This is a genomic window from Streptomyces sp. NPDC001890, from assembly GCF_042891445.1.
Classification (GTDB): domain Bacteria; phylum Actinomycetota; class Actinomycetes; order Streptomycetales; family Streptomycetaceae; genus Streptomyces.
This window is the reverse complement of record NZ_JBIATE010000016.1, coordinates 164,795-188,070: the sequence shown is the minus strand read 5'-3', so window position 1 is coordinate 188,070 and position 23,276 is coordinate 164,795. Positions and strand designations below refer to the sequence as shown.

At 66.6% G+C, this 23,276-nt stretch carries 25 protein-coding genes and 1 pseudogene; 13 read left to right on the top strand and 13 right to left on the bottom strand.

Annotation, left to right across the window (positions count from 1 at the left end; all coding sequences use genetic code 11):
• Nucleotides 1-437: 437 nt before the first annotated feature.
• The 5 genes and pseudogenes from ACFYY1_RS30480 to ACFYY1_RS30460 form a co-directional block, all read right to left on the bottom strand.
• Nucleotides 438-833, bottom strand: a pseudogene (locus ACFYY1_RS30480) (transposase); the annotation flags it as partial.
• A 36-nt stretch (nucleotides 834-869) separates the two neighbouring features.
• Nucleotides 870-1,124 carry a DUF6332 family protein gene (locus ACFYY1_RS30475; RefSeq protein WP_388591304.1) on the bottom strand — a complete coding sequence of 85 codons (255 nt, stop codon included), beginning with the start codon at nucleotides 1,122-1,124 and terminating at the stop codon, nucleotides 870-872.
• 521 nt (nucleotides 1,125-1,645) lie between these two features.
• Nucleotides 1,646-1,888, bottom strand: a complete 243-nt coding sequence (locus ACFYY1_RS30470; protein WP_388591302.1) for a hypothetical protein — start codon at nucleotides 1,886-1,888, stop codon at nucleotides 1,646-1,648.
• A gap of 87 nt (nucleotides 1,889-1,975) precedes the next feature.
• Entirely contained in the window at nucleotides 1,976-2,701 is a 726-nt protein-coding gene (locus ACFYY1_RS30465; protein ID WP_388591301.1) for a hypothetical protein, read from the bottom strand.
• A gap of 48 nt (nucleotides 2,702-2,749) precedes the next feature.
• Nucleotides 2,750-3,838 carry a M23 family metallopeptidase gene (locus ACFYY1_RS30460; protein ID WP_388591300.1) on the bottom strand — a complete coding sequence of 363 codons (1,089 nt, stop codon included), beginning with the start codon at nucleotides 3,836-3,838 and terminating at the stop codon, nucleotides 2,750-2,752.
• 363 nt (nucleotides 3,839-4,201) lie between these two features.
• On the opposite strand from ACFYY1_RS30460, the gene ACFYY1_RS30455 reads away from it, so the two are divergent.
• The 10 genes from ACFYY1_RS30455 (at nucleotide 4,202) to ACFYY1_RS30410 (ending at nucleotide 14,767) form a co-directional block, all read left to right on the top strand.
• The gene (locus ACFYY1_RS30455) at nucleotides 4,202-4,525 is read left to right on the top strand and encodes a hypothetical protein (protein WP_388591298.1); all 324 of its coding nucleotides are present in this window, start codon (nucleotides 4,202-4,204) and stop codon (nucleotides 4,523-4,525) included.
• Between the two features lie 71 nt (nucleotides 4,526-4,596).
• A complete protein-coding gene (locus ACFYY1_RS30450) occupies nucleotides 4,597-5,328 on the top strand; it encodes a hypothetical protein (protein WP_388591296.1) in 732 nt (243 codons plus the stop codon).
• Entirely contained in the window at nucleotides 5,318-5,704 is a 387-nt protein-coding gene (locus ACFYY1_RS30445; RefSeq protein WP_388591294.1) for a hypothetical protein, read from the top strand. The genes ACFYY1_RS30450 and ACFYY1_RS30445 overlap by 11 nt, the downstream gene beginning before the upstream one ends.
• A gap of 2 nt (nucleotides 5,705-5,706) precedes the next feature.
• Entirely contained in the window at nucleotides 5,707-6,912 is a 1,206-nt protein-coding gene (locus tag ACFYY1_RS30440; protein WP_388591292.1) for a hypothetical protein, read from the top strand.
• Between the two features lie 45 nt (nucleotides 6,913-6,957).
• Complete coding sequence (locus ACFYY1_RS30435) at nucleotides 6,958-8,448, top strand: SCO6880 family protein (protein ID WP_388591290.1); 1,491 nt, start codon at nucleotides 6,958-6,960, stop codon at nucleotides 8,446-8,448.
• Between the two features lie 6 nt (nucleotides 8,449-8,454).
• Entirely contained in the window at nucleotides 8,455-9,813 is a 1,359-nt protein-coding gene (locus ACFYY1_RS30430) for an ATP/GTP-binding protein (RefSeq protein WP_388591289.1), read from the top strand.
• A gap of 160 nt (nucleotides 9,814-9,973) precedes the next feature.
• The gene (locus tag ACFYY1_RS30425; protein ID WP_388591287.1) at nucleotides 9,974-11,839 is read left to right on the top strand and encodes a type IV secretory system conjugative DNA transfer family protein; all 1,866 of its coding nucleotides are present in this window, start codon (nucleotides 9,974-9,976) and stop codon (nucleotides 11,837-11,839) included.
• On the top strand, nucleotides 11,823-12,233 hold the full coding sequence (locus ACFYY1_RS30420) for a hypothetical protein (RefSeq protein ID WP_388591286.1): 411 nt from the start codon (nucleotides 11,823-11,825) through the stop codon (nucleotides 12,231-12,233). The genes ACFYY1_RS30425 and ACFYY1_RS30420 overlap by 17 nt, the downstream gene beginning before the upstream one ends.
• Complete coding sequence (locus tag ACFYY1_RS30415) at nucleotides 12,226-12,810, top strand: hypothetical protein (RefSeq protein ID WP_388591284.1); 585 nt, start codon at nucleotides 12,226-12,228, stop codon at nucleotides 12,808-12,810. Before ACFYY1_RS30420 ends, ACFYY1_RS30415 begins: the two co-directional genes overlap by 8 nt.
• Nucleotides 12,811-14,119: 1,309 nt before the next feature.
• Nucleotides 14,120-14,767 (top strand): hypothetical protein, encoded by a 648-nt coding sequence (locus ACFYY1_RS30410; RefSeq protein ID WP_388591282.1) that lies wholly within the window; start codon nucleotides 14,120-14,122, stop codon nucleotides 14,765-14,767.
• Nucleotides 14,768-15,135: 368 nt separating this feature from the next.
• Here the strand turns inward: ACFYY1_RS30410 and ACFYY1_RS30405 are convergent, their stop codons facing one another.
• The 3 genes from ACFYY1_RS30405 to ACFYY1_RS30395 all read right to left on the bottom strand — a co-directional run bounded on the left by ACFYY1_RS30405 (nucleotide 15,136) and on the right by ACFYY1_RS30395 (nucleotide 16,648).
• Nucleotides 15,136-15,417, bottom strand: a complete 282-nt coding sequence (locus ACFYY1_RS30405) for a hypothetical protein (protein WP_388591280.1) — start codon at nucleotides 15,415-15,417, stop codon at nucleotides 15,136-15,138.
• Between the two features lie 33 nt (nucleotides 15,418-15,450).
• Entirely contained in the window at nucleotides 15,451-15,747 is a 297-nt protein-coding gene (locus ACFYY1_RS30400; protein WP_388591310.1) for a DJ-1/PfpI family protein, read from the bottom strand.
• Nucleotides 15,748-15,883: 136 nt separating this feature from the next.
• A complete protein-coding gene (locus tag ACFYY1_RS30395) occupies nucleotides 15,884-16,648 on the bottom strand; it encodes a hypothetical protein (protein ID WP_388591279.1) in 765 nt (254 codons plus the stop codon).
• A gap of 145 nt (nucleotides 16,649-16,793) precedes the next feature.
• Between ACFYY1_RS30395 and ACFYY1_RS30390 the strand changes: the two genes are divergently transcribed.
• Together ACFYY1_RS30390 and ACFYY1_RS30385 are read left to right on the top strand one after the other, a co-directional pair.
• Nucleotides 16,794-17,039 (top strand): antitoxin MazE7, encoded by a 246-nt coding sequence (locus tag ACFYY1_RS30390; protein WP_388591277.1) that lies wholly within the window; start codon nucleotides 16,794-16,796, stop codon nucleotides 17,037-17,039.
• A 4-nt stretch (nucleotides 17,040-17,043) separates the two neighbouring features.
• Nucleotides 17,044-17,421, top strand: a complete 378-nt coding sequence (locus ACFYY1_RS30385) for a toxin Doc (RefSeq protein WP_388591275.1) — start codon at nucleotides 17,044-17,046, stop codon at nucleotides 17,419-17,421.
• 310 nt (nucleotides 17,422-17,731) lie between these two features.
• Here the strand turns inward: ACFYY1_RS30385 and ACFYY1_RS30380 are convergent, their stop codons facing one another.
• The 3 genes from ACFYY1_RS30380 to ACFYY1_RS30370 all read right to left on the bottom strand — a co-directional run bounded on the left by ACFYY1_RS30380 (nucleotide 17,732) and on the right by ACFYY1_RS30370 (nucleotide 20,347).
• Nucleotides 17,732-18,616, bottom strand: a complete 885-nt coding sequence (locus tag ACFYY1_RS30380) for an aminoglycoside phosphotransferase family protein (RefSeq protein ID WP_388591273.1) — start codon at nucleotides 18,614-18,616, stop codon at nucleotides 17,732-17,734.
• On the bottom strand, nucleotides 18,613-19,896 hold the full coding sequence (locus ACFYY1_RS30375) for a helix-turn-helix domain-containing protein (protein ID WP_388591271.1): 1,284 nt from the start codon (nucleotides 19,894-19,896) through the stop codon (nucleotides 18,613-18,615). The genes ACFYY1_RS30380 and ACFYY1_RS30375 overlap by 4 nt, the downstream gene beginning before the upstream one ends.
• 328 nt (nucleotides 19,897-20,224) lie before the next feature.
• The gene (locus ACFYY1_RS30370; protein ID WP_388591269.1) at nucleotides 20,225-20,347 is read right to left on the bottom strand and encodes a hypothetical protein; all 123 of its coding nucleotides are present in this window, start codon (nucleotides 20,345-20,347) and stop codon (nucleotides 20,225-20,227) included.
• A 547-nt stretch (nucleotides 20,348-20,894) separates the two neighbouring features.
• On the opposite strand from ACFYY1_RS30370, the gene ACFYY1_RS30365 reads away from it, so the two are divergent.
• Nucleotides 20,895-21,272 (top strand): hypothetical protein, encoded by a 378-nt coding sequence (locus tag ACFYY1_RS30365; RefSeq protein ID WP_388591268.1) that lies wholly within the window; start codon nucleotides 20,895-20,897, stop codon nucleotides 21,270-21,272.
• 271 nt (nucleotides 21,273-21,543) lie between these two features.
• Here ACFYY1_RS30365 and ACFYY1_RS30360 read toward each other — a convergent pair whose 3' ends face one another.
• Both ACFYY1_RS30360 and ACFYY1_RS30355 read right to left on the bottom strand, forming a co-directional pair.
• Nucleotides 21,544-22,698, bottom strand: coding sequence for a helix-turn-helix domain-containing protein (locus tag ACFYY1_RS30360; RefSeq protein ID WP_388591266.1), 1,155 nt, complete (start codon nucleotides 22,696-22,698; stop codon nucleotides 21,544-21,546).
• 6 nt (nucleotides 22,699-22,704) lie between these two features.
• Nucleotides 22,705-23,145 carry an NUDIX domain-containing protein gene (locus ACFYY1_RS30355; RefSeq protein WP_388591264.1) on the bottom strand — a complete coding sequence of 147 codons (441 nt, stop codon included), beginning with the start codon at nucleotides 23,143-23,145 and terminating at the stop codon, nucleotides 22,705-22,707.
• Between the last annotated feature and the right edge of the window lie 131 nt (nucleotides 23,146-23,276).

The following is a 23,276-nucleotide window of genomic DNA, read 5'->3' as shown; positions in this document are numbered from 1 at the left end:
ATTACTGCTGGTCACAGCCGTGCAGGGACACGCGTCTCCCTAATGGAAGGGCTCTATGGCCCAGCATCCGATTAGCCGTTCGTGACCCCAGCTCCCCGCAGGGCCCTCAGTCTTGGCGAGCGCTCGAAGGCCCCGGGCGTCGTGAGAGGTGGTCCCTGCGAATGGCTCGGACCACGAACAACAACGATCCGATCATCGGACCGGATACGGCATGGTGATTGGAAGGCGGGGCCTGCCCGTCACTGCAGAAGGCTCAACGGCCCTCGACTTCGGACATGGCTCCGACCATCAGAGCGTGGTGACCGCGGACGGTGCCGGGGACCGACTCTTCAGAGAGGGATCCACTCCCTGGGCTTCTACGCGGTTCACCCGGCACCGGCCGCTACGAACCGAGCCTCGCGGTCTGTCGAAAGAGCTATCACTCGGGATTCGGATAGCGATGACTCGCTTCGCCGCCCATTAGGATTCGGACCCGTCAGGCCCCCCCCTTTCAGGGCCCGCATGTTCACCGAGTCGATCGCGCACCTCGACCAGTCCAGAGCGCCGCGGGAACCGAGTTCGTCGAGGACCAGGCGGTGGAGCCTGGCCCATACCCTGGCCTTCGTCCACTCGGCGAACCGTCGGTGGGCCGTCGCCCCGGACGGCCCGAACGACGCCGCGGGCAGCTGCTGCCACGTGCAGCCCGACGTGGCCACGAACACGATCGCAGCCAGCACCTCCCGATCGCCGTGACGCCGTCGGCCGCCGCCCTGAGGCCGCGACGGCGCCTCCGGCACCACCCGCTGGAACAGCTCCCACAACTCGCCCGGCACCAGCCGCTCAACGATTCCCACGCCGGGAGGCTACCGACCGCAAGGGAAGGCCTGTAGTCAGTGGCCCATTCGGCGCTGCTCGTCGAACCGAAGCAGCACCCGTACCAGACGCCACACGCCGGCCACCGCTCCGAGCAGTGCACCACCTACCAACACGCCTTTCTCTGCCGAACCAGAGAGGGCAAGGGCCTGGACGAGAACCCAGACGACGGCAAAGACCACCCCAGCCAGCACGGCAGCAGTCACCAGGGAGAAAACGATCTCCACCGTCATTGCGTCCTTTTCCCACCGCGACTCACGCCCCATGTCCACACGACAAGTCTCACATCGTGGTCAAGTCCCCCACACCTGCGCCTGACTGCTGACTCTCATGAGCGACTCGATCGCCAATTGAGATGGCTTGTTAGGTCGGTCGTCGTCGCCGAGGAACTCGCCCTACGGCTGCGCGCTGTGGGCTACGGCGTCGAGACCGAGCGCTAGCACATTGATCAGCCCATCCTCGAATCTCTCGGCAGCCACACGCGCCGACCATGAGTCTGTCCCGGTCCGCCTCCCGCTCGCGGTTACACGCAGAGCGCCGTGATCGGCAGGTTACGACAGAAGCCGGGACTAGCTGCTGCGCGCCGCCGCACGGATCTCACCCTGTACGGATACTCCCGTGGCCTGTCCCCGCCGGCTCGAGAGGGGCGGCCTGAAACAGCGCTGCCACAACAACGAAGCCCCGTCCGGCGGGCGGGGCTTCGCGCGTGTCTACGTACTGGCCAGTGTGGTGCAGCGCGCCAAGCTGGATGGTTGGCCGGGTCTGAAGTCTGCAGCATCGCCCGGGTCGGGCCTCAGCGGCGCGACCACCTGGTCCAGCGCCCGGTTGAAAGACGCTCGGTGACCAGGAGCAGCCCGAGGAAAAGGATGAGCAGCGCGAGCGACTGGGCGAACTCGACGCTGAGGCCATCGTGGGCGAGGAGCATCAGGACGCTGACCAGCATCATGGTGACGACACCGAGCACCAAGAGACGCTGGAAGAACACCGTCAGGGGCCGCATTTTCCTGTCTCCTTTGCCGCCGAAGCTCTTGCGCATGGTGGGATTGTTGTGCTCACGACAGACGACTGTAGCAGTTGGATGATGTTGCTAGGTTGTCAAGGCCCGATGGACCTTGACTCTCGCCTAGTTGTTCACCTGCCCGAGCTTCCCGGTGATCTGGGCGCGCATGGTTGCGGTGCGCTCAGGTGCGGCCACTTCCAGGAGCATGTTGACGAGGTCGGAGGCCAGTGGGCCGGCCTCGTGTGGGGGTAGGTGCATCCAGGCCTGCGCGGCGTTCTGCGCCGCCACTTGGGTGCGACGCTTTCCCGGCCCCAGGCGGTCGAACCAGGCGAGGGCGAGCCAGGTCCATGAGGCGGTGGCGAAGGCGTGCTCGCCGCTCAGATAGGCCAGGTCGGCGCGGAACTGTGCGGCCTCGAGGGTCCCGGAGGCCGTGTCGCCCTGCTCGGCGGTGAGCTGCTGCAGGATGTCGTCGGCGGCCGCTATGGCGGTATCGAAGTCGTGGGCGCGGCCGGCGGCCTGGGCGGCGGCAAGCTGGTCGAAGAGGCTGCCCTTCTGCTGGCCCGACGGTGCTGCCACCGGCTGGGGGGCTGTCGGCTGGGGAGTGGCAGGCGGTGTTTCTGCGGCTTGGGTGGTGCCGTCGGGCATGACCTGCATGTCGAAGTGGGCGTTGCTGCGCTCGTCCCGTACCTGGACGAGGACCGGCAGGCCGCTGCCGGCGGCCTCGATGTGCAGGACTTGAACGACGACTTGCGAGGGGTCGACTCCGTCGGGGACGACCTGCGGCTCGCTGTCGATGTGGAGCTGGCCGTCGCGGCTGATGTGGACCTGGTAGCGGGTGCTGGTGTTCATGGTGTGCGGCCCGCGGCATGGCGCTGCGGGCGCTCCTCCTTCGGGTGGTCAGAGTGAGAGTCCGTGGCTGCGGAGATACGCGACGGGGTCCGTGTCAGATCCGTACGCGGGCCCTGTGCGGGCTTCGAAGTGCAGGTGCGGGCCGGACGCGTTGCCGGTGCCACCGGAGATGCCGATCTGCTGGCGGGCCTTGACGGCTTGGCCTTTGCTGACGGTGACTTTGGAGAGATGTCCGTACTGGGTGTATTTGCCGTCGCTCATCTTGATGACGATGTTGTTGCCGTATGCGCCGCCCCATCCGGCTTCTACGACGGTGCCGGTGCCGACTGCCTGGACGCGGGTGCCGGTGGCGACGGGGAAGTCGATGCCGGTGTGGCTGCCGGAGGACCACATGCCGCCGCCGGCCTTGTAGGGGGTGGTGACGCGGGAGTTCTCTACGGGCAGCGCCCACCCGCCCTTGGCGTTGGTGTTGGCTGCGTTTGCGACGGCGTCGCACCCGGAGGTGGTGGAGAGCACGGCCTTCTTGCCCCAGCTCTTGACCACGAGCTCACCGGCGGTCTTCTCCCACTTCGCGTACGCGTCGGGGAAGCCGGAGCGCTGGACGGTCTGGGCGGCCTGGCTGAGCGGTTTGGTCTGCCATTTGGCGACCTTGGCCAGGCGCTCGAAGAAGGAGTTGCTCGCGTGGATCGGGTCGGTGACCTGTGCGACGGTGCCCCAGCCCTGTGAGGGGCGCTGCTGGAAGAGTCCCTGGGAGTCGCGGTCCCCGTGCCGGATGTTCTTGAGTGTCGATTCCTGGATGGCGGTGGCCACGCCGATGACCGCTGCGCGGGGCGGGAGACCGCGGCTGCGCGCGACGTTGGTGATCAGGCTCGCGTTGCGCTTCTGCTCCTCCGTCCAGTTGACGCTCTGTTGCTTGCCCTGAGGGTTCAGGGGCACCGTTACTTGTCCGCCGGTCTCTGCGGCCGGGATCTCCTGTTCCTTGCTGACCGCCTGCATGACCGGGCTGCTGGGTGTGCAGGAGTCCTCCCAGTCCGCTCCGGCCTCCGCACCGCCGGCGCCCAGCATCAGCGGCAGGCAGAGCGCTCCAATGGACATCGCCGCGATCCCACCCCCGGCAACGCGTATGGCTGTGCTCATATCTCGCTCCCCAGTCGTCGATGCGCATCCCGCCACGAGGGACGGAAACCGCAATTCCCGTGCCATGGGGTGAGCCCGTTTAGCCGGGCGTCCCAGGGCTGCGAATGCGCCACTGCATAGCCGTACGTTGCGCGGCTAGCGTCTGCGCCGAGTGAAAGCAGCAGGGAATCGACAACTCGCGCTGAATTCTACGGCATTGAATTGCGAATGCGTCAACGCATCTGCAGGGGAGGCATTTTAGCTGCCTCCCTGTATTCGCCTGGAGACTATTTGGCGTAACGCTCGAATTTCTCGCTGTCGTCGACCGATTGCTCAGGTCCGCCACAAGGGCTGGGGCAGGCTTTCGTAGCCTGGGAGGGATTCGTGCAGGTAACACAGCAAGTGGTGCAGCTCGCTGCAGACGGCGGCATCGGCAGCATCACCAACGGAATTAAGCCCGACTGGGCGGTATTCGGCGCCATCGGAACCAAGGCGAAGATCATCGTCGGCGTGGTCATGGCCGGTGCCATTCTCTTCCTGCTCGGGAGCGCCATCGTCGGCGCTGTCCATATCCGTATCGGAAATCAGCAGCACAACACGATGGAGACGAAGAAGGGGCAGACCATGGTCGGCAGCTCCCTCCTCGGGCTGTTCGCAGTCGCCTCCATGTCAACTCTCTTCGGCATCGTCTACGGGTTCGGAATCTGATGGCAGGCAATCAGAAGCAGACCGGCACGCGGAGCCTGACGGCTCAAGCGTCGGAGAGTTCCGGGACCGGAATGGCATCCCCCTGGCGCAGGGCGAAGATCGGGGCGATCATCCTCGGCCTCGTTCTCGTGCTCGGGATGGCGCTGACCCTGTTCGGCGGCAGTGGTGGCGGCGGAAGCGACCAGGGGGCACCCGAGGCGCCTGCCGACTCCACGCCCGCCTCCCAGGCCGGCGGCAGCGGGCCTGGCGCCAAGGCGAAGTCTGTCAAGGACGGTGTGCCCGTGGGGTATCCGCGTACCAAGGACGGTGCCGCAGCAGCCGCGGTCAACTACCAGGTCGCCCGCTCCTCGCCGGGATACTTCGCCGACCAGTCGCTGCGTCACCAAGTACTCAAGCGGGTGATGACGTCCACTGCGCTGGGCAGCCAGCAGGCGCAGGACGACCAGATGGCCAAGGGGCTGATGGCGTCGCTCGGGGTGACCGAGCAGTCGGCCCCGGACATGGTGATGCGCGCCGCGTCGCTCGGCACCAGTGTGCGTTCCTTCTCTGAGGACACGGCGACGGTCAAGGTGTGGATGAGCGAGGTTGTCGGGGTTCCCACCGAGAAGTCGAAGATGCCTGTCTCGGGCACGTGGTCGACCTACACGCTGATCCTTCAGTGGCAGGACGGCGACTGGAAGGTCGCGACGATCGATCTGGCGGACGGCCCCACCCCGCTGGTTGCACCTGACCAGTCAGCTTCGTCCACCGAAGACATGCGCCTGGCCAACAAGGAATTCGGGGCGCCCCGCTATGCAGGTTGATCTCGTGCGGCGGCGCGTGGCGCAAGGGGTCGTCGCCGCCATGTTCGCCGCGTCCATTGTTGTGGCCGGACCAGCAGCCCCCCAGGCTCACGCGGATGTTGACGTTCCCGGCTGGCTGAATCCCTGCAATGCGCCGGGTGGAAAGACGGTCTGCAAGAAAGCAGAAGAGGGTGCCAAGTGGCTTTACGACAAGTCCGGCACCGAATCCCTTGTAGAGGGCGTGAGCACGGCCGTTGATTTCGCCTCCGACCCGCTTGGCTACTTGGAGCAGAAGATCCGGTCCGGAACCAAGGGCATGTTTTCCGCCTTCGGTGAGGAGCTCACTGGAAAGAAGCCTGACGCGCCGAAGAATGGCAAGAAGGGCAAGGGGGACTAGCCATGATGGAAATCGACTGGGGAAACCCAGGTTTTATTCGCCTGTACGGTCTCATCTTCGCCCTCTCTGTCGTTTTCACCATGGTTCAGTGGCTCATTTCTGTGGTGAAGCGGGTGATTCGGGGTGTGCCCCTCGGGCAGGCCGCCATGGAGAACGTCGGCTACCTGCTGATGTCGGTGGTCGTGGCTGGGTTCATGCCGGCTGTTGTGGCGACCACAGTTGATTTCATCGACAGTGCGGCAGAGGAGGTTCTCGATGTCTACATCGACGAGCTATTCGTCGGCGGTATGGTCATCTTCGGTGCTCTGGCAACCATTTCCATTCTGATGCCCGGGGTCGGGGTGGTCATCGCCATTCCGATCGGGTTGATGATCCTGACGGCGTTGTTCGGCCTCTGGTCCATGCTCATCATGCGCAACGCGCTGATCCTGCTCGGGCTCGTCTTCGGCCCACTGGTCTTCTCCGGTCTCGTCGACAAGGACCTGTGGGCCCATACCCGCAAATGGATCGGGATCATGGGCGGGATCATCGCGAGCAAGCTGGGAATCTACGTCGCCCTCGCCCTGGCGGGTGCCCTCCTGAACGGCATTCCCAGCAGCGTTGACCGCATCACCTTGCCGCAGGCCATCGGCACCTGCATCACCTTCCTCGTCCTGCTCTTCATCGCCCTGTTCATGCCCTTCCAGATCGCGAAGTGGCTGCCCATCGTCGGCGACGAGATGCAGGCCATGTCCCAGATCAAGGACGAAGCCGGCCAGCGTGCCAAATCCGTGCAGGCGAAAAAGCAGGACGACATGAAGACGCAGGCCGCATCCAAGAACTCGGCCAGCGGTAAGGGCGGCGCCCCCCCTGGCGCGGCCGGCAAGGGCGCATCTCCAGTCGCTGCAGGAATGGCTGTCAAGGAAGGCATCGACCAGGCCCGCGACCAGACCATCCAGGCTGCGAAAGACGGCGCAAACACGGCCTCCGGCGACGGTGGCGTTCAGCAGGGCGGGAGTCAGCGGGGCGGCGGCTCCGGCAAGCGCAAGGTCCCCGGCGGAGGCGGCGGTGTCCCGGGCGGAGCCCGACGTCCGGCTCCCGCGCCGCCTCCGCGGTCGGGCATGCCCGGTTCCAGGCCGGGGGGCGCTCCCCCGCCTCCGCCGCGGCAGGGCGGCCAGGCTCCCCCGCCTCCGGCCCCCGCTCCCCCGCCGCAGCCGCCCGCGAGCTAGCGGCAGCTCTCACCCCATCCATCACGTATTGAGGAAGGAGTCGCGATGGACCGCGTCTTCAGCTTCCCCCGACCGCGTCCACGCGGTCTGCTGGGGCGGCGCTTCGAAATGGACGAGCAGCTGGTTCTGCTCGGCGGCATCGTCCTGGCCGTCGGGCTGCTGGCCGGCTTGCCCGGGATCCCCCTGAAGATCCTCGGGTGCCTCGCTGCGGCCGGGACGTGCATCTGGGTCACGATGGTCCCCTACAAGGGGCGCACCTTCCTTCGCTGGTACGAGATCCGCCGATCCCACCGCAGGCTGCTGCGTGACGGCAGGCTCCTGTACAAGTCGACGGCCCCGCTCGCCGGGCGCCGCAGGGACGGCACGCCGGAGCCGGTGGACCAGCCGGTAGGTGTACCGGAGTCGCTTGAATGGATCACGGCCAAGACCGCGTACGGGGACATAGCCGTCCTGCTCCAGCCCAGCGAGGGCATGTTCGTGACCTGCATCGAGGTCGAGGGTGCCAAGAACTTCGGCGGTCTCGACGGCTCGGACAAGGAGGCACTGGTCTCCGCCTACGAGTATCTGCTCAAGGAGACGGCAGAGAGCGGCGGGCGCATCCAGTATGTGCAGTGGCTGGCGCGGCTGCTGCCCACCGACCCCAACGCCCACGCACACGATGCCGCAGCTCGGCGGGATCCGGCGGCACCGTCCTGGCTGAGCGACTCCTACGATCAGCTGGTCGACATGGTCTCGGTCTACGCCGAGGACCGGCGGCTCTTCCTGGTGCTGGGCATCCCCTATACCCAGGAGCTGTCCGCCGAGGCGCTGACCTACAAGACCCTGCACGACGGGTACGGCGAGGTGCTGGGCAAGGAGGTCGAGCAGTTCATCCGGGGCCTGGGCAGTGCGCAGCTGCGCTGGGTGCGCAATCTGGATGAGCCCGCGCTCGCCTCGCTCATTCACCACAACTACGCACCGGACCACTGGATCAATGACACCCGGGGCATGGACCGCGCGAGCTGCTGGCCTGCCGAGATGGACGCGCGGGAACCCTCCCGCATGGCGGCCCGCAGCTGGGAGGGCGCCGATCCCTGGTACACCGCCACCGCCTGGGTCAAGCAGTTCCCCGTATTGCCGGTCGGCATCAACTTCATGGCACCGCTGCTGCTCTACGTCTCCGACGTGATCTTGACGGTCGGGGTGACCATGCGGTTGCTGCCTGCTGACAAGGCCCTCCAGGACGCCATGGCGGACGTCACCAATGAGGCGGGCCAGGCCGACCACCATCCCGGGAAGATCGCCGACCCGCGCGAAGAGCGGGAGCTGGGGGCGTCCGCCTCCACCATGCACGACCTGGCCAACGGTGCGGCCGGCGTGAGGTTGACCGGGTGGGTCACCGTCACCGCGCCCGACCCCGAGGTGCTCGTCCAGCACCGCAACACGGTGCGCGCTGCCGCGGTCAAGAGCCAGTTGGCGCTGGAGTGGTGCGACTCCGAGCAGTACCGCGCCTTCACCAACACCCTGCCCATGGTCACCGGACTGCTGAAGGACTGAGGCGCCATGCTCGAACTCGTACGCCGCCAGTCCCAGACCAGGCGGCGCGCACTGCGCACCACCACAGCCACCGCGTCCGGGCTGTACCCCGCGGTCGGTGCCCCGTCCTCGGACCCCCGGGGCGTGATCATCGGTCGGGAGATCTATTCCGGCAAGGCCTATATCTACGACCCGTTCATTCTGTACGACCCCTCCGCCCGCGAGCGCCTCCCCAGCGGCCACGTCCTCGTGCTCGGCAAGTCCGGGTTCGGTAAGTCGTCGCTCGAGAAGTGCTATGTGCTGCGGCAGTTGCGCTTCAGGGACCGCTCGTTCTGCATCCTGGACGCCCAGGGCGAGGACGGCGTGGGCGAGTGGGACAGCATCGCGCGGGCCCTGGGCGTCACCCCGGTCCGTCTGGTGTATGGCGGTGAGGACGGCGAGGGGGTGCGGCTCAACCCGCTGGACCCGCGCATTCCGGCGCAGTATCAGTTCAAGATCCTCTGCTCGATGGTTGAGATCATCGGTGGGCCGCTGAGCAGTGAGAGCGAGTTCGCTCTTTCGGTCGCCCATGCGACTGGTCAGGTCCGGGCCGCGGCCGAGGAGCGGGTTGCGGTCCTGTCCGACATTCACGATGCGCTGACCAACCCCGAGCCGGCCATGCTCGGACGGCGTCAGGTCGGCGTCGGGGACATGGTCGAGTGGGGCCAGCCGGCCAGCCTGGCGATGGACCAGCTGTGCAGCCCCACGCGGGATCTGGCCGGGTTGTTCAACGGTCCCACTACGCCCGGCATCGACCTGGACGCGCGGCTGATCGTCTTCGACCTGACGCGGTTGCCGCGTGAGGGCGAGGCCATGCCGCTGCTGATGAGTGTGCTCGGCCCGTGGCTGCGCTACGCGTGGATCAAGACCGGGGACAGCATCAAGCGAACACTGATCGTCGAAGAGGCCTGGCACATCCTCTCCCACCGCCCTGTGGCCAGGCTCTTTGAAGAATTCGTCCGGTACGGGCGGCGGCTTGGTCTGTCGTTCTGGGGGATCCTGCACCACTTGGGCGACTTGATGGTCGACGAGGCACCCGAGGCCGCGGCCATCTTGAAGCTCACCGCCACCCGGGTGCTTTACCACATGGACAAGGCCGAGGCCGATATCACGGCCGACTATCTGCAACTGCCCGACTGGGCACGCGAAGCGCTGGTCGACGGCGCGAGCCGCTGCTCTCCCGGGCGGGCCGTGTGGCAGGTGGGGAACAAGATGCACCTGGTGGAGCACATCCGCAGTGCGACCGAGTCCGAGCTGACCAACACAAACCGCAAGATGACCGAGGCCGGCCCCGGGAGCCAGGCGCTCGCGGCACCGCTCATCTCGATGCGAAAGAGCGCCGCCTGATGACCTCCTCGAACCTCTCCACCCGACCGTCCCGGCACACCACGACGCTGCCCACCGCGACTGTGGGCCGTTGCTGCTGCGGCGCCTGCATCGGGGTGGTACTCACGGCCAGTCGGCCGGCCGACTGTGAGCCGATACCTGCGGGCGGGGGTGCACGGTAGTGGCCAAGGTCGTCACCCCGCACTCGGGCAACCGCCTGCACGTCTACAAGGACGCCTGGTGGATCGCGCTGTGCATCGCTGCAGTTGCTCTCACCCTCTGGACCTGGGTGGCCGCAGTCCTCTCCGGTCTGCTCGCACACGCCTCGCCCGCCATGCTGTCGTGGAACGAGACGGCGGCCGCCATCCCCGCCCTGGTCACCGATCCGCTGCACCCGCAGGACGCCTACCCGGCCGGCGCCGGGGTGGGCGGGCCGTTCGCCTTCTACCCGCCCTTCCTCACTGCAGCGGTCGGCACCTGCTGGGGAGCCCGGGCCGGGTGGCGGCGCTGGCGTACAGCGCGTGATGAGGGCACCGATGGAATGGCCACCAGCGGCCAGTTGGAAGAGGCCATGGGCGAGGTGAAGGCCATGTCCCGACTCGGCGCGCTGCGCCCGAGCCTGGCCACCCCGCGGCGCTCCCTCGACAAGGCGGCCAGCCCCGCGCGGGCGCTGCCGTGGCGCTCCAGTACTCCGCCGAAGGTGACCGACGTGCCGGTGACCGAGGTCGCCGTCTTCTGCGGCACCGCCATCCCGACCGGCGTGAAGTTGTACATCCCGTTCGAGGAGACCGTCCTGATCGTCGCCCCTCCCCGCGAGGGCAAGACGTCACAGTTGATCATGCCGTGGATCCTCGACTTCCCCGGCAGTGTGCTCGCCACGTCCTCCAAGACCGACGTCCTCTACGCGACAGCCAAGAGCCGCGAGAGGTACGGGCCGGTCATGGTGCTGGACCCGACGGGTCTGTCGAACTGGCCGCTGCAACTGCAGTGGGCCATCACGGACGGCTGCGAGGACTTCACCGTGGCCCGAAAGCGTGCCGAAACTCTCACCGGAACCGCCAAATCGGATGAAGGAACAAAGAACGGTGGATACTTCGTCATGAATGCTCAAATGCTCATGACGTGCTGGCTGCACGCAGCAGCGCTCGACGGCCTGAGCGGCATGGACATCCTGCGCTGGGCCACCGCTCCCACCGAGCGGCAGCCGGTGGACATCCTGTCCTCCCACAACCAGCCCAACCTCGCCCGGGCCCTGGCCGCCCAGCACGCCGCGGCGCCCGAGGAGCGGTCGGCAAGCTGGCGCACCGCCGAGCAGAGCATCCTCGCCCTGTACGACCAGAAGGTCGCAGCAATCTTCGGGAAATCCGCTCGTGACGAGAAGAACTTCTCCATCACCAAATGGCTCACCGAGGGCGGCACCGTTTTCCTCATCGGCGAGGAAGACGAGGGCAGCTCCCTGGCTCCCATCCTGGCGGCCTTCTCACGTGCCATCCTCGACACTGCAAAGGTGATCGCGGCCCGGATGCCCAACGGCCGCCTGGACCCACCCCTCGCACTGCTCGGCGACGAGCTGGCCAACGTGGCTCCCTTGCCGCAGATCCCCAGCCTCATGTCCGTCTCCGGCTCCCAGAACATCTTCATGGTCGCCGTGCTGCAGAACCTCGCCCAGGCCCACGAACGATGGGGCGAGTTGGGCGTCCGCAAAATGTTCGCCGCCGCCACCATCAAGGTCATCCTGGGTGGTGTCTCGGACGAGCAGGAGCTCAAAACCTACTCCCAGCTCGCCGGCGAGTTCGAGGAAGACACCGAGTCGATAAGCGACGACGGAGACCGCGCCTCCATCAGCATCTCCACCCGGCGCCGGGCCGTGCTCGAGCCCGGCGACATCCGTCAGATCAAGGAACGCGAAGGCCTGGTCGTGCACAGACGTACCCCCGTCACCCGGGTGAAATTCGAGCGGATCCACGAAGGCCCCCGCGCCAAGGAGATCAGCGAAGCCACCAAGGAAGCCCTGGAGAAGGTGAACAGCCATGCCGCAAGCACCTGAGCGGTCCAAGGCCATCCTGCAGTCCGCGCTCGGCGGGCTCGTCAGCCTCGGGCGACGCCTTGCCCACTTGGCAGAGCCCTCCCCCGCGCCCGCTCCCGCGCAGCCCTGCCTTGAGCACGACGACCCGCACGGACCGCTCTTCGACGTTCTCAAGGCCCTCAACAGCGAGCATCGCGAGTTCCAAACCCGCCTGATCCGCCTAAAAGAGGCCCCCTCCCCCAGCCCCGTGCGGCCTGACCGTCCGCAAGGCGACCCGCTGGCCCCGCTCTTCGATGCCCTGGAATCCATCAACGACGAACTCACCGGCTTCGCTGAGCGCCTGTTCCGGCTCGAGGACGCGGCCACGCGTGCGGCACGAAGCCGCCATACGCGAAAGGCGGTGCCCCATGCCTGATCCGCTCGGCCCGCTCTTCGACGCGCTGGAGTCCATCAACGGCGAACTCACCGGATTCGCCGCGCGCCTGGCGAAACTGGAAGATGGCGCCGCCATTCGTGGGGCCAAGCAGGGAAGCTCAGGGAAGGAAGAAGGCAGTGACAGCGCTCGTGTCCGCGGCGCACCTGTCGTGTGGCACAAGGTCAAGGATGACGAACGCGAGGAGCTATGGGCCGACTTCGCCGCGTGGGTGATCCGCATGGCCGACACCTACGAGCTGACCACGGAGCAGCTCCCGCATGCCTGTTGGTGGGAGCACGGCGCCGTGGTGGCGGAGCTGACCTCGCTGTGGACCGGCTGGGAGTCGGCCTACGGCAACGAGGAGGACGCGGCTGCCGGCCCCTACCTGTGGCATGACGCCTGGTCCCGCGGCATCGAACGGATCGGCCGCATGTGGCTCGGTGAATGCACCAACGGCTACCACCAGCAGAAGTCCAGGACGACCTGGGGCACCGACCCCGCCTACCGTAAGAAGATCACCGAAGCCGGGCCGCCCGGCCCCATCGGCGGTGGCCCCTCCAAACCCCAAGCTGCGTAGCAGCATCCTGCGTCCTGCGCTGTCTGTGGTCCCAGAGTCGTCAGTGGCAGGCATGAGCTCCACTGTGGGAATCGGAGTTTCGAGGGGCGCCGCGGCATGGGCCTCAGGATGTGCGTGGTGCCCCAGTGATCATCTCGCAAACGATCCCGTAGATTGCGATCGCGTCGTGGGCTGTGCTGCCTCTGGCCATGAGCGCCCGTCGCACAGCGGTGCGCGCTCTGGGATGTTGTGGACTGATCAGCAGGGCGTCAGCCACCCCTGCTTCGAGTTCCCACAGGTGCTGGACATGATGCTCGGTCGGGTGTGCGGCCACCGTGACGGGGCCCCTTCTCAGTTCCGTGACTGGGCCGGAGGCCGGTGCGGTCGGGTCCGGCTCGATAGGCGATTGCCTCCTCGGAACGTGATCGCCCGAATTGCAGGGCTCGGCAGGTGACCGAGGTGCGGCCAGAAGCAACAGAGCGCACAGGTCAAAGAGGCTGAGAGCCCCGAAGCCTAGGCTCGACAGCTTCCGGAGGGCACCGGGTGCGTTCCCGCGTGGGTGCTGTGTGTAGGGATCTGTCTCGTTGATGAGGTTGTCCGCGACGAAGTTGAGGGTCTCCCAGTATTCGGCAGTCCGGAAGGGGGGTCTGCGCGAGGGTGCTGCGGCCATAGAACCAACCTATCCTTCTCAGCGAGGCCTCTGAGGTCGAGGAGTAGGTAGCGGCCGCAAAAGGAGGTCGGCAACGGCTGCGAGGGCGCCACGGGCGAGGCTGTGCCGGTCACCAATGAGAAGCTCGCCGAGATGCCTCTGGCGCTGCGGAATACGGGAGTTGGTCGCACTCTGGAGCAGCGAGGATGACGTCATCGCCAAGCCCGAGGGGCGGTTCTGAACGGATGGAAGACCCGCCGGGCGAGCCAACGGGTTCCTTCATGACCCGTGCCCGCAGGAGCCGAACACCGAGCCTCTCACGGTCCCGGCCGGGGGGACTGTGATCACGGACCCGGCCCAGTGCGCTGTGCCCTGGGGGAATGCGGCCATCACCTACCAGGGACGCCTCCTGTCCTCGGTCCCGGGCAACGGGACTGGAGTTCGTTCCTCCGCGAGCCTGATCGTCCGAGGGCACAAGTTGGTGCCGCGACCCACAGCACAGTTCTTGGCGCTGGGGCAGGAAGGGTCCGGAGTAGCAGATGGGCCGTCAGCGGGTGTGGCGGTCCCGCGTCACGTGCGAAGGGTCGCGGGACCGCCAGCCGTTGTCCTGTCAGAAACGGCCTTCACCTCTGACATTACGGTTGGCTGCTGGGCCTGTGCATCAACGGCGCGGCCAGATGGATGATCACCGTTAAGCAGCAGATCGGTCCCCGGGACTGGTGGGCGGGACACCGTTATCGGCACAATGCCGCAGTGGAGTTAGTGACTGCCGCGCTTTCTGTCAGCGCAACCGTGCTGGTCGCCATCATGGGCTTTCTCCAGTGGCGGCACAGCGAGCGACGACAAGCCGAGAACGAGGAGGTGCGTCAGGAACTGGAGCAGTCGGAGCGACGCCGCGCCGCCCGTGGGCCGTATGACGAAAAACGGCTGGAGGCCCTCCAGGATCTGCTCCAAGCGCTCCGCGAACTCGAGATCCAGTCACGGTGGCACCCCGGGGGTCAGGATCTGAGGGCCGAGATCCCGAAGATCAATACCTTTCTGATCAGGCACAGCGAAGTCCTGAACGATGAGGAGCACCGGCTGACCCGGCAGTTCCTCGAAGGACTGACATGGATCGACCATCACACAGGCGAGGACCGACGCACGTGGGAGGAGGAACGCGAGCGAGACCGCTCCGAGCATGGCATCGACATCGGTCCCTATGAAAACTCCTGGGTGACGACCAGAATCTGTCCAGACCTGACAGACATCAATGAAGCCGCCCAGCCATGGAAGTCGGCCCGGGACGCCCTGGAGGAACGGCTCCGTAAGGCCCTCCAAGGCATGTGAGCGGCCGCAGCCCGGTACCCCCTTGTCGGCCCGTGCGGACTTTCCTGGCTCGCGCTCCTGTGCTCCCGCAGGACGTAGCGGGTGTGGCGTCCTGAGCGACTGGGACCACAGCCGGTGTGTACGGCACCTCGCAGATGTTGCTCTCGGAGACCGACCCCTGGACATCGGCTTGTCCGTACGGCGCCTGTACTGCGAAACCCGGCCTGTCCGAAGGTGACCTTCACGCCAGCCCAGAGCCACAGCCTGCCCCGCCGGCAGAGGTGCCCGGGCGGCGGCACCGTCGCCCGGAACGCCAGAGTGGGCTCTGTGCCGCCCCGGTGCCTGTTGGCCGGGACGGGGAACAAGGGGCCATGAGGGTGGTGCGGGTCTTACTCGGGGAGGAAGGTGTTCTCCCAGGCGTCCTGGAGTGCGGCCTTGCCCTCGGGTTCATCGTTCATGACCGGGCCTTCGGGGTTGAAGAGTGCCTCTCCGTAGAAGGGGAGGCTGTCCCAGGTTGCGGCGAGGTCACGTGCCTGGTCCCGGCCGAAGAGCTCGTCGACCAGCGCGATGGTGCTGGCATGAACGGTTCCGGCGCCGCCCGCCGTGAAAATCTTGTTTTCGGCGTCCACGTGCCAGTCCCGGCGCGGGGAAAGGACCCTGGTGCCCTTCATGGCTGATCTTGCGCTCGATGGTGGCGGAGCTGGTCACCTCAATGCCGTCGAGGATGCCGGAGCGGTGCAGGATACCGGTGCCGGCGCAGTTCGCGGCGACCCGCGGCCCTCGCGGTGGTGGGCGCGGACGAGTTCCAGGGCACGCTCGTCCTGTGAGGCTGCCCCGGCGCCGATGCCGCCGGGGATGTAGAGGAGGTCGAAGCGGTGATCGGCGGTGATGGTGCGCTCGCTGGCGATCTGGGCGCGCATGTGGGTGGTGATGGTGCCGCCCTCGAAGCTGGCGAGGGTGACCTCCAGCTCGTCCCCCTGCTGGTTGAGGGTGAAGGCCAGGGCGTGCAGCCGTTCCCAGGGGCCAGGAGGTCCTGCTCGCCGAAGTTGGGGAAGCCGAGGAACAGGATGGATTTGATGTTACTCATGGCGGGTTCTTTTTTCGCGGGGGTGTGAGAGGGAGGGGTCCGGTGTGGGGTCAGGGGGTGGGCCGCCAGGCCCACAGCAGACCGGTGCGGTCGGCCGTCCGGTCCAGGGCGGTCTCTGTCGAAGGGTCGTCCTGTCCGGCGGCGGCGACCTCGCGGGTGGTAGCCCGGGGGTAGGTGTCCAGGACCTGGGCGAACGCCTGGTCCAGGTGCACGGGTGTGTTCCCGGGGGCCTTGAGGGTCGTGCCCGGTCCGGCGTCCTCGTCCAGCGTCTGCAGCGCCGCGACGAGCGCCTGGTAGCGTCGGACGCCGGTGAGGCGGATCTGCTGCCCGGCGGACTCGAAGACCAGGGTCGGGAAGGCTGTGGCGCCCAGCTCGTGCATGAGCCGACGTTCCTGGTTGATGCGTTCCAGGTCGGTCGCGTCCAGTGGCAGTGCCACCTGCTGGGCGGTCTCCTCGCTCAGACCGATGTTCAGCGCGGCGGCGGCCAGGTGCTCCGGGCGAGCGATGTTGCGGCCCTTGGCCATGACGAGCTCGCGCAGACGGCGCAGGTAGGTGTGCTCGGCCTCGGGTGCGAGGTCCCGTACGCGCAGCAGCGCGGCGGTGGCCGGGATGGTGGACGAGACGGGGTCGTTCTCCCAGAGCGAGGAGTTCATGGGCTGGCCGGTGTGCTGGGCCATTTCCTGCCAGTGCGCGCCGACGTCGGCGGGGCCGATGCCCGCGCCGGGGTCCGCGAACCCGTCCCAGGAGGGCACCAGCACGCCGTAGACGTTGCGGACGTCGAGCCTCGTACAACGGCCGAGAGGATCGAAACGCACACAGGGGCGGCACTTCCAGTGCACACCCTGCTGTCATGGGGTGGAGACCCTCGGCTGGGGCCGGGGGTCTCCGTAATTCCGCAGGTCAGCCCGCAGGTGGCGCGAGGGGTATACCCGGCGGCATGCTGGTGGGCATACTGGACTCATGGAAGACACCAGCGTCAAGATCGACAGAGAAACGGCGGACCGTCTCCGGGCGCTCGCCGGGGGGCAGCCCCTCAAGCACTACCTCGCCGACCTGGCGAAGAGGGTAGAGCACGAGCGGGCGCTCGACACCGCGACGGCGTCCTTCCGCCGCGTCATCGGCGAACCCAGCGTCCTGGAGCGCTTCGACGCCGACTTCGGCGGCCTCCCGGGACCGGCCGCGCACGAGACCCCGCGGGCGGCCTGACCTCGTGGATCTGCTCGTCGACTACCGATGGCTCCTGGCCCGCCAGGAGGACGTCCTCCGCACCGATCTCACCGTCAACGACCTCAGCATCCTCGTCGGCATGGCGGCCCGGCACCGGGTCGACCCCCCGCGGCTCGACCAAGAACATCCTGACGCCTTCTGGCGGGCGGCAGTGTTCCTGGAGGAGTGCGTGCTGCTGCGCCCGCTCCCTGCGCGGAACGAGGTATACGGGTACGGCATCGCCGTCGCCTACCTGGAAGCATCCGGCGAACGCGTCGACACCACATACGAGCTGTGGCGCGACCTGATCAACGACATTCGCGCCCTCCGGCTCGACAGCTACGCCATCGCCCACAGCCTGCGGTCCTGGCGCGCGCAGTAGGTCAGGTCGCCAGTCCCGCGGCCGCCACCAGCTTGCGCGCGCCGGCCACCCGCAGGTGACGCAAGCGGAGGTCGCCGACGATCTACAGGATCGCGAGCTGGTCCCCGGACTTCGCCCGGGGAGACGCGTGCCGCCGACAGCCATTCGGCGGCCGTCCGCTCCAGCTTGCCCCACTGCGACCAGGCCCGCCCGAGGTGTGCATCCATCCCTTGCCCTCGGCGGTCGTGGCCTGCCTCTCGCGGAGCCCGCGGCCAGCTTCGAGCGCGTCTCCCAGCGCCCAGCGAGGCGCGGATAGCGTCCAGTCGTGGGTTCAGGTTGCAGACCAGAGAGCGGCAGTGTTGCTCTGCAGGGTGCTGATGCGAAAGTTCAACTGATCTAGTGCCCGCTGATCGTTTCGGTCTGCGCGTTTGATGTAGGCACCGAGGGTGTGCATGCTGCGGATCTGTGTGAGTACGGGCAGGCCGGGCCATGTGGTGATGTCGTAGCCGTAACTGTCACTGAATGCGGAAAGCTCTCCTTCGGTGCGGCCGAACCGTACGCCCTGATATGTGTTCGCGAGGTCGATCTCGCGAGGTCCGGTGGACGCCTCATCCCAGTCGCCCAGGCGTACGGTCGGCGGGGACGTAGTCTCGTCCCAGAGACAGTTGCCCGGGTAGGCGTCACCGTGCAGCAATCCCGTCCCGAGGGGGAACTCCAGCTGCCGGTATTGACCGAGCAGTTCGGCGCGCCTTGTCAGCAGCCATTCCTTCTGATCGTCGCGCAGGGCTGTGCTGTCCTTCAGCGCTTGGTGGAGTGAGGACAGTGGTTGCCAGGCTGGCAGGTCGAGGGGCGGCTCCGGGAGGGCGTGCAGCTGCTTAAGAAGGGTGCCGAGGTGCTCGGCCCCGGGGGTACCGGTCCCAGTGCGCTGGGAATAGTGCGTCCAGAGGGTCACTGCGTGTCCGGAAACGAGCACGGGCTGGGAAAGATCGGCGGCCTCGGGCACCGGCAGTCCGTGCTGGGAGAGCCAGCGCATCAGGGTTACGGCTCTGGTCAGGCTCGTGATTCGGACCGCTGGGGAAACTCGCAGTACCAGGTCCTCTGCCGGAAGGAGGAAAACGGCGGTGGCATGGGTGTGGAGTGTGGTGAGGGAGCGGGTACTCAGTCCGAGTTGGCGCGCGGCCTCTCGGGCGGCGGCCTCGGCGGGCGGGTGGTTCACGAGATCGATGCCTTCGCTGTGGTGTCTATGGCGTGGTATTCAAAAGCCGCATCCACGAGTTCGCGTGCCTGGCGGTCTCCGTGGAACCTTGGATGTTTGAGGAGTGCGGCTACATTTCGGACAGCTGTACCGAGCTGTCGGATCCGGAGCTCTTGTGGCATTTCAAGGACCTTGGTCAGTTCTTCGGAGGCACCTTCGAGCGCGTTCATGGCAATTCTTGCTGTGGTGATATCCAGCCGGGCGAGGGCTTCGTCGCCGTAGGAGCGTTCGTGTGCGGGACCGGTCTGGTAGGCCGTGATGGCCGCCAGTGCGTGCTTCTCGGCTTGCTGATAGTCGCCGAGGAGGGCGTAGGTGCCGCCGATGTAGTAGTCCTGCTTCGCTACGGGGAAGGTGAGAAGTCCGCCAAACTGTTCGACCTGGAGGCTGTCGGTCTCGGGCAGTTGCTCTCGCGCTTGCCAAAGGGCTTCCAGTGACGTGAGGGCGAGATGGCGGTCACCGGTGCGGGCTGCGGACCGGGCCTGGATCGCGGCAATACGGGCTCGGGATTCGCCGGTAGGCGCGTACTTGAGAGCGCCTCGTGTGTGGCTGACTGCTGATTGGGCGTGCGCAGACCATTCCGCGACAAGTGCTGCGGTGCCTCGGGTCCAGGCCTTGAGCCCGTTGTGGTTGGCGCGGTCCGCGAGGGTCCACGCCGTCTTAATCTGCGCGTGGGCGGAGCGTTCATCGCCGAGGTTTTGGCTGGCATGTGCCATAAGGAGGCAGGTGGTGCCGGCGAGGAAGAGCAGCTCTTTGGTCTCGTCGGGCTTCTGCTGTTGGCGGAGGTGCCCGAAGAGCTCATCCCGCGCGTTCAACAGGCGGAGGAAGACGGACTCGACAGGGGCGTGCACGTAGTCGATAGCGATCACGGCGATGGTGGTTCTGAGCCGCTCGGTGGTCCCGTAGTGGAGGCTGCCGGACCCAAGCTGCTCGTCGGCGAACTCAAGGGACTGCGCCGCGGCCCGTACGGCTAGGCCGGGCAGGTCACCGCAGTGGCTGTCGTCGGATTCGCCCACGGACGGGAGGACTGTCGGTGCCCCAGGGCCGGTGGTCCGCAGGTGGTCGGGAATGGCCAGGCGGTCCAGTACCTCCTTCTTCTTCGCATCGCTGGGTCGTCGCCTTCCGCCCTCGATCAATGACAAGTGGCTCTGGGATAACCCAGTGAGCCTGCTGAATTCGGACTGGGTCAGCCTTGCCACGTGCCGGAACCGCTTGGTCAGCTCTCCCAGCTCTCCGGCTGCCAAGGCCGCAGTCAGTTGTGGATCGTTCCAGATCCCTGGCGGAATGATCGGTAGGGGAGACGATCCAAAACAGGACCTGCACTGCTTGTTGGGGTTGTACTGACTCAGAGGCGCTCCGCAGGAGCACGTTCGCCGGTGTGCCATGGAATACCTCCCGCTGCTGTGGGTCAGAGCCCGGTCCAGAGCCCCGGCTCTTTGCAACCTCAGTCCGAGGAGATGACCAGACGGGACGGAATCGGGGTCATGAGGATTCTGGTGCTGGGCGGAACATGGTTTCTGGGTAGGGCGGTTGTCGCAGATGTCATCAGCCGGGGCTGGTCGGTGACCGTGTTCAACCGTGGCCGGTCAGCCCCGGATCCCGCTGGTGTGACGGCCGTTCACGGGGACCGTAGCGCTTGGCAGCAGCCTGGAACAACTCCTCGAAGCGGGCGTAGTCCAGGCCGCGTTCTGTCATGAGAGCCGTCAGCAGTGTCTGTGGCTGCTTTCCCATGTCGTCCCGTTCTCAGTCACCGGCGTCCCAAGACATCTACCGCCTCCGGGAAGCACTCGCGACCGGCTCTAAGAGAAAGGAGCCCCCCGGCGCTACCTGGATGCTCCTTCCGTACCTGGCTGCGGGCGAAGAGACACCTGCGGAGTACGTGGGAAGATCCGTCCGTCGACTCAGGCGTCCTCCTGCTGCGGCCAGAGTTTTTCGAGGAAATGCATTTCCTCCGTTTGCGCAGCTCAGAGGCTCACACCCACCTCCACCATGCCCGAAATGTTCGTTATTGCAGCTGCAATATTGCAGCTGCAATAACAAATCATCGGCTGTTCGTTGCAGAATGCTTCTCGCTTTCACCTTCCAGCCACCTCGGCTCACCGTCCATCCAGGGCAGCCGACGGATGAGTTGGCTGCGGGAATTCCATTCCTGGTTCGTGGTCTATCAATCTCATCTCCCGGAGTGATGCATGAAGAGTTGCACTGCCGGCGGTTCCCCATGAGCACTCCACACAACCGTTCCGTGGGCGAAATAGCATCGCCCACTGGCCAGAACGCGAACATCCGAGCGGTTAGTGGCGATCGCGTGGTGCGTTCGGCACTGGAGACCGTGGCGCTCGCGCTCGGCGAAGAACCACCGGGAAGCGGCACTGTAGGGGCGGACGACAGCGATCTGATGATGCGGCTGCGCGGCCACGTCATGGAGCTCCTCCCCCTGCTCCTCGCCCACCCCAGACACCCCACAGGTCTCGTTGAATACGCCCGGAGGATGCGGGACGAGCCGCACTGCGAGGACCCAGCAGATTTGCGCGTTCAACTGAGAAAACTCGCCAGAATCACCCGGAAAATCATCAACGAAATCCAGGTACCGGGATCCAATCAGGTATCCACCGCCATCTAACTCGCTTCCCGTTTTCAGTTCTCACACGTATCAGGAATAGCCACCGGTCAAGGTCTCACGACAAAGCGAGAGAATAATGGCCCTCCAACCACCCACCGCCGCAGCCCGCCCTCCTCTGAACACTGTCACGTCTGTGGCCATCGACGTCCCGCGCCACCGCTCCTTCCACCTCCGGCAGAAGCAGTGGCTCGGGTCGGCACGGCCCCAGCCGGACTGTGAACGCTCGAACGAGGCCGAGACGTCGACCGCCCGCGGGCACGACGCGTGGGCGTTACGCGGCCAACTCAATCCGAAGCTGCGCGAGGGCCTGCTCGGCCTTGCCGCTGACCTCAGCCAGGGCGTCACCACCGGTACGGATGATGCGTTGCAGCTGATGCGGAAGCCGCTGAGCGTGCGCCTGGGTCACGGCTTGGGTGAGCAGCTCGACGGCACCGCGCGTGTCTCCGCCCAGGAGGCGGACCTTGCCGCTGGTAATGAGCTCGATGACGCGCCACTGGGGTGCGACGGCGATCGTCGGTGCGGGTGCTTCCTGTTCGGCTCGGATTATGGCCGCGCGGGCACGGCCGGTGCCGATCAGGCCTCGGAGTTCGATCTCGTACAGCGCTACCGGGTTGACGAGGCTGGTGTGGTCGACCTCCTCCAGCAGGGCCCTCATGTCCTGGACGGTGCGGTCGAGGAGCGACGCGTTGCCAAGCGCACCGGCCGCCCGTGCGAGAAGGGGAAGAACCGCGGCACGGCTCGTACGGTTGGGTGCGAGAGCCGCGGCGGAGACGAGGCGGCTGACAGCAGCACCGACAAGTCCGGCCTTGCGCAGCTCGTTGCCGTGCATTCGCAACGCCGTGGCGGTCAGTTCGGGGTCGTCGAGGAAACTCACCACTCGAAGGCTCCTGGCGGTCCAGTGTGCGGCAGTGGCGAGTCGCTCTTCGGGCAGGACGTTTCCCAGCGCGGTGCCAAGTCCCAGCCGGGCGTCGGCCAGCAGGCGCAGGGCTTCGCGCTCGGTGTGGCCGTCCCGCGCGCGGGCCTCCAGGCGGGCTACGAGGGGCCACAGTTCGGCGACGGCTTCCGAGGCGTGGCCGGCCTGGCGGGCGATCTCAGCGAGACGCACGGTGGACTGGCCGAACTGGATCACGGCGCGGAAGTCTGTGTCGGTGCGGTCGGTGATGCCCAGGACGTGCGGTGGCAGGGCGAGACGCTCAGCGATGTGTCGCAGGGCGGTGACGTCCGTGAGGCGGCGCTTGCCAAGCTCGATCGCGGAGACGTAGGTCTTGTCGTAGCCGATGAGGTCTCCGGTCTCGGCCTGGCTCTGGCCGTGGACTCGGCGGTGGAAGCGCAGGATTGCTGCGAGGTCTCGGGTAGCCAGGACGGCTTGGGCTTCTGGTGTGGCCCAATGCCAGGCAGCGTGCCGGACGCAGGGACGCAAGACCATGTTCGGTTACCTCTTGGTCCTGGTGGCGTACACCGCGGCGATGGACTTCTTGTACCCGTCGGGCATGTTCAGCGCGGGCACTTCGTGCTCGGCGAAAAGCTCGACGCGGGAGTGCTCGTCGCTGACGACTGGCGGGATGTCCGGCGTGAGCACTGTGCAGGCGTAGGTGACGATCAGGACCCGGCGGCCGGGGATCGGAACGTAGATCCAGGTGTCGAGGAGCTGTTCGGCCTTGACCACCCAGCCGGTTTCTTCCCTGAGCTCTCGCTCAACTGCCTCTTCGAGGCTGTGATCGGCGGGGTTCGACCCGGACGGCGGGCCGATCTCCAGGCGTCCACCGGGCGGTTCCCACTCTCCGCGCTCGTTGTACAGCAGGACCACGCGGTTTTGCCGGTCGAGAGCTACGCCCTTAGCCGAGACCGGCCACAGCGACGGTTTGTACGACATCCAGGTTCCCAGGGTGTGACGGGTAGGGCCGGTTCGTCGGACCGTAGCAGTCCGCCACGGGGCTACGGAGTCGGTACCCGATTTGTCCGGGTCGACAGTCTGTCGCTTTACCCGGCCCCGTCGTCCTCGGA

Bases quoted from the DNA above. Each gene is read 5' to 3' on its own strand.
- ACFYY1_RS30470 (WP_388591302.1), bottom strand. From the start codon at position 1,888: ATGCGCAAGAGCTTCGGCGGCAAAGGAGACAGGAAAATGCGGCCCCTG.
- ACFYY1_RS30465 (WP_388591301.1), bottom strand. From the start codon at position 2,701: ATGAACACCAGCACCCGCTACCAGGTCCACATCAGCCGCGACGGCCAG.
- ACFYY1_RS30460 (WP_388591300.1), bottom strand. From the start codon at position 3,838: ATGAGCACAGCCATACGCGTTGCCGGGGGTGGGATCGCGGCGATGTCC.
- ACFYY1_RS30450 (WP_388591296.1), top strand. From the start codon at position 4,597: ATGGCATCCCCCTGGCGCAGGGCGAAGATCGGGGCGATCATCCTCGGC.
- ACFYY1_RS30445 (WP_388591294.1), top strand. From the start codon at position 5,318: ATGCAGGTTGATCTCGTGCGGCGGCGCGTGGCGCAAGGGGTCGTCGCC.
- ACFYY1_RS30440 (WP_388591292.1), top strand. From the start codon at position 5,707: ATGATGGAAATCGACTGGGGAAACCCAGGTTTTATTCGCCTGTACGGT.
- ACFYY1_RS30435 (WP_388591290.1), top strand. From the start codon at position 6,958: ATGGACCGCGTCTTCAGCTTCCCCCGACCGCGTCCACGCGGTCTGCTG.
- ACFYY1_RS30430 (WP_388591289.1), top strand. From the start codon at position 8,455: ATGCTCGAACTCGTACGCCGCCAGTCCCAGACCAGGCGGCGCGCACTG.
- ACFYY1_RS30420 (WP_388591286.1), top strand. From the start codon at position 11,823: ATGCCGCAAGCACCTGAGCGGTCCAAGGCCATCCTGCAGTCCGCGCTC.
- ACFYY1_RS30415 (WP_388591284.1), top strand. From the start codon at position 12,226: ATGCCTGATCCGCTCGGCCCGCTCTTCGACGCGCTGGAGTCCATCAAC.
- ACFYY1_RS30410 (WP_388591282.1), top strand. From the start codon at position 14,120: ATGATCACCGTTAAGCAGCAGATCGGTCCCCGGGACTGGTGGGCGGGA.
- ACFYY1_RS30405 (WP_388591280.1), bottom strand. From the start codon at position 15,417: ATGAAGGGCACCAGGGTCCTTTCCCCGCGCCGGGACTGGCACGTGGAC.
- ACFYY1_RS30390 (WP_388591277.1), top strand. From the start codon at position 16,794: ATGGAAGACACCAGCGTCAAGATCGACAGAGAAACGGCGGACCGTCTC.
- ACFYY1_RS30370 (WP_388591269.1), bottom strand. From the start codon at position 20,347: ATGACAGAACGCGGCCTGGACTACGCCCGCTTCGAGGAGTTGTTCCAG.
- ACFYY1_RS30360 (WP_388591266.1), bottom strand. From the start codon at position 22,698: ATGGTCTTGCGTCCCTGCGTCCGGCACGCTGCCTGGCATTGGGCCACA.
- ACFYY1_RS30355 (WP_388591264.1), bottom strand. From the start codon at position 23,145: ATGTCGTACAAACCGTCGCTGTGGCCGGTCTCGGCTAAGGGCGTAGCT.